This window comes from Terriglobales bacterium (assembly GCA_035764005.1).
GTDB lineage: Bacteria > Acidobacteriota > Terriglobia > Terriglobales > Acidobacteriaceae > Gp1-AA112.
Genome location: DASTZZ010000114.1, coordinates 1 through 4,048 on the forward strand (window position 1 = coordinate 1; position 4,048 = coordinate 4,048).

Sequence of the window (4,048 nt, forward strand, 5' to 3'; positions counted from 1 at the left end):
ACCGTGATTCCAGCTCTCGGCGGCGACAGCGGAGCTGTGTAGAGACCGTTGGCATCGATCGTGCCATGGATGGCGTCGCCGCCCTGCACCCCGTTCACGCTCCAGTTCACTGCATTATTCGAGCTGCCGGTCACGGTTATGGTGGGAGTAAATTGCTGCGTGGCTCCCGCCGCCAGTGTCGCGCTGGGCGGCGTAATTGAAATCGTTACTGCGGGTGCCGTGAGCGTGACCGTCGAGAAAGCCGTTTTCGTCGTATCCGCCTGGGAGATCGCGGTAATGGTGACGGTTGTTTGGCTGGGCAGAACGTTGGGGGCCTTGTACAAGCCGTTCGTGTCGATCGTTCCGTTAATGGCATCGCCAGCAGTGGCTCCGTTCACCTGCCAGGTTACAGCGGTGTTGGTTGATCCAGTCACGGTTGCCGTGAATTGCTGTGTGGCGCCTCCGGCTACGCTCGCACTTGTCGGGGAAATGGTGATGGAAACGCCAGTGGTGGGAGTACTTTTTTTCCCGCCGCATGAAGACCACAGCAGCGTGGCGGAAATGATGAGGAAAAGGACTCGGTTCATTGAAAGATGTGAACGACGATTGCTCATTGGTTAATGAATAGGGTACAGGAATAACCTCTATGCAGAACCTTCCCCCAATGAACTGTCATTCCTCGCGCAGCCGTCCAGCAATCCCGTACTTCGATAATTTGCTTTTGCTGCGCGGGGAACCTGCTTTGCTTCAAGCTGCTAAACAGCAGGTCCCCCGCGCCGCACGCCTGCGTTAATCCTACCCAGAGCTGTTTGTGGCGGCGCGAGGGATGACAGTTCTCGACTACCTGGCCTACCCTCACAACTATCTAGGTGAACCATAACCCGCCCTTCTATCCCGTGTTGCGCAACCCGGCAGCGATTCCGTTGATCGTCGCGCCTAAGACATAGTCAAATTCCTTGCTCTGCTGTCCGGCGCGTTTGCGGCGCAGCAGTTCGGCCTGCATGATGCTCATGGGATCGACGTAGGGATTCCGTAGTCGTATCGAGCGTGCCAGAATGGGATTCTTCTCGAGCAGCTCCGATTGCCCGGTGATTTGAAGCACCATTTTCGTGGTGCGATGAAATTCTCCTTCGAGCGTCTTGAAAACGCGATCGCGCAGAGCCGCATCGCCGACAAGACCGGAATAGAGCCGGGCGATGTTGAAGTCCGCCTTCGCCAGTCCCATTTCGACATTTCCGATCAGATCGTTGAACAGCGGGAACTGCCGGTACATGCGACGTAGAGTCTCAAGTCCGCCTTGAGTCTTGCTGAATTCTCCCAGCGCATGGCCGACGCCGAACCACGCCGGCAGAAGGCATCGGCTTTGCATCCAGCCAAAGACCCAGGGAATCGCGCGCAGATCTTCGAGGCTGCGCGTTGCTTTCCGTTTCGAAGGACGCGAGCCGATTTTCACATTCTGCAGTTCGCCAACAGGCGTCGATTGCTCAAAATAAACCGGTATGTCCGGATTTTCCGCGATGTGCCTGCGGTAGTACGCAAAGGCCACACGCGATAGCTCCTCCATTGCAGGCTGCCACTGCGCGTCATCGCCCTCCCGGGGCCCGTTAGGACGCACGAGCGCTTCGAGTGACGCAGCGACCATGAGTTCAAGAGATCGCTCGGCGAGAATCGGTTCGGCGTATTTCCAATTCAGGACCTCGCCCTGTTCGGTGATCTTGAATTGGCCGGTGAACGCGCCTACGGGTTGCGCCACCATCGCGCGATGTGTAGGACCACCACCGCGGCCGACAGTACCGCCACGACCGTGAAACAGCGTGAGATGAACGTTGCACTCGCGCGCTACCCGATGCAGTTCGCGATGCGCCTTGTAAATCTCCCAAAGACTGGTGAGCATGCCGCCATCTTTATTGCTGTCGGAGTAGCCGAGCATGATCTCCTGTCTGCGATTCCACGAATTGAGCAGTGGAGCGTAGTTGGCATCGGTCCACAGTTCACGGCAGATTTCCGGGCAGGCGCGCAGATCCTGGATCGACTCGAATAGCGGAACCGGCATGAGTCCGGGATCATTCTCTGTGGCGTTGACCTGCACGCCGCAGACGGAAGCCAGGCGAACAACGTTAAAAACATCCTGAACCGAAGTCGCGCCGCTGATCACATAGGTGCGAATCGCCTTCGCCGGATACTCGCGTTTGAGTTGCGCAACCGCACGCATGGTGTCGAGCACGAGTTGAGTATTCTCTGACGTGGCTCCAAGACGTTCGCCGGTGGCCGCATTCAGTTCCTGAATGGCTTCTGTATGCAGCTTTGCATGCTGACGAACATCGAGCGTGTGCAGATGGAATCCGAAGGTGTCTACGGTGATCAGAATTGGGTCGAGCAACTCTTCAGCGATTCGTTCACCGCAGTTCTGCGCAAGGCTTTCGCGCACCAACCGCAGGTCCCCGACGAACTCCTCCGGCTTCTTGTATGCGCCTTCCGCCCTTTCGTTCTTCGCTGCTCGCGTGAGTTTTTCCATTACATAGAGCAGGAAGTGCCGATATGCTTCCGTCTCGGAATAAGTGAGAGCGCGAGCGTGCACATCGGGAAAATCTGCAGCGTACTTCTTCAAAGCATCCCGCAACTGCGTGGAAATCCCGCTTACGCTGGTTGCAGAGCTCAGTAAGACAATCAAATCGCGGATCTTCTGAATGTATTGCTGGAGGATCAGTTCGCGAGCCAACTGCAGCGCCTGTTGCGTGCTGGAGACGGTGACGAACGGATTGCCATCGCGATCGCCGCCGATCCAGGAACCGAAGGCAATCATGCGTGGCAGATCGGCGGCTTTCTGCTTCGAATCGTATTCAGCGCTCAGTGCTCGAGAGATCTCGTCGTATACCTCGGGCACGGTGCGAATCAGACTGCCGCGATAGTAGTCGAGTCCCATTTTGACTTCATCGCGCACGGTGGGCGTGCGCCGGCGCACTTCATCGCTCTGCCACAGAGCGGTGATCTCAGCGGCGATCTGTTCGGCAACTTCCTCCGCGGTCTCGTCGGTCAGCGGCGCATTGTCGAGCGCCTCCAGCAGCTTCGAGAGACGCTCGCGCTTCATCAGCACCGTGCGGCGCGCGATCTCGGTTGGATGTGCCGTGAATACGGGAATGGCGCAAATTGCGCGCAAGGCGGCAAGCGTCTGGTCGAGGCTGATGCCCGCGTTCTTCAAGCGGCGGAAAGTCCCAGCGATGGTTCCGGCTTGCGGCGCGCTGTGATTCACCTGGGCTGCGCGACGACGACGCTTGCGGTGATTGGTCTCCGCCAGGTTTACTAACTCGAAATAAATCGCAAACGCGCGCACCACCAGAAATGCGTGCTTCAGATCCATCGCGGGCAGGGAAGGATCGTTCGCGATCCGTCCTTTCTCTCGCTGCTCAATACTCAAATTCCGCAGTCGCTCGACGGACGCGAATACCTCCTGACCTGCCTGCTCCTTGATGACTTCGCCAAGAATGCGTCCGAGGTTGCGGACATCGCGACGCAGAGGAGCTTCCTTGAGTTCCGCATCGGTGGCAATGAGTTCGCGCAGATGCTGCTGCTGGTCGCGAACCTGCCATAGCGGCTCAATCGAATCCCGAATCATGGCTAGCTGCGGAGGCATAGATAAAAGCTAACAGAGTGCAGTGGGTTGTGACATTGCGTGAACCACGAGAAAGCACTATTCATCGCTTTCCCGAGCATACAAACATTAGTAAAAAAGCATAACCTTTTCCCTCGGCGCCTGAATCTCAGTCTGTCATCCTTCGTCCGCCTCAGGCGGACGAAGGATCTCCGATGATGTTTACGACGGAAGATGCGCTTGCTGGGCTCCTCGGCCTACACAGCAGGCTGTCTGGTGGGGGAGCCATATCGGCAGTATTTCAGGTCGTAATATCGCGGGAGATCCTTCGTCCGCCTGAGGCGGACTCAGATGTGATGAAAACGGGTGTGCCTCCTATAGGGTAGACGTGCTCGAAGCACAAGACCCATTTCAGGAGGCACCGATGATCCACGTAGGAGTAGATCTTCACCAGAGATTTTGTTACATGACGGCGTTAGA

The 4,048-nt window shown here is 57.1% G+C and carries 2 protein-coding genes; both read right to left on the minus strand.

The genetic code is table 11. The annotated features are described in order from the left end of the window. Window positions 1–566, minus strand: a 566-nt coding sequence (locus VFU50_19100) for an Ig-like domain-containing protein (protein HEU5234972.1), incomplete at its 3' end; no start/stop codon positions are given. Between the two features lie 302 nt (window positions 567–868). Beyond that, window positions 869–3,610: a phosphoenolpyruvate carboxylase gene (locus VFU50_19105; protein HEU5234973.1), complete on the minus strand. Its 2,742-nt coding sequence runs from the start codon at window positions 3,608–3,610 to the stop codon at window positions 869–871. Window positions 3,611–4,048 lie beyond the last annotated feature (438 nt).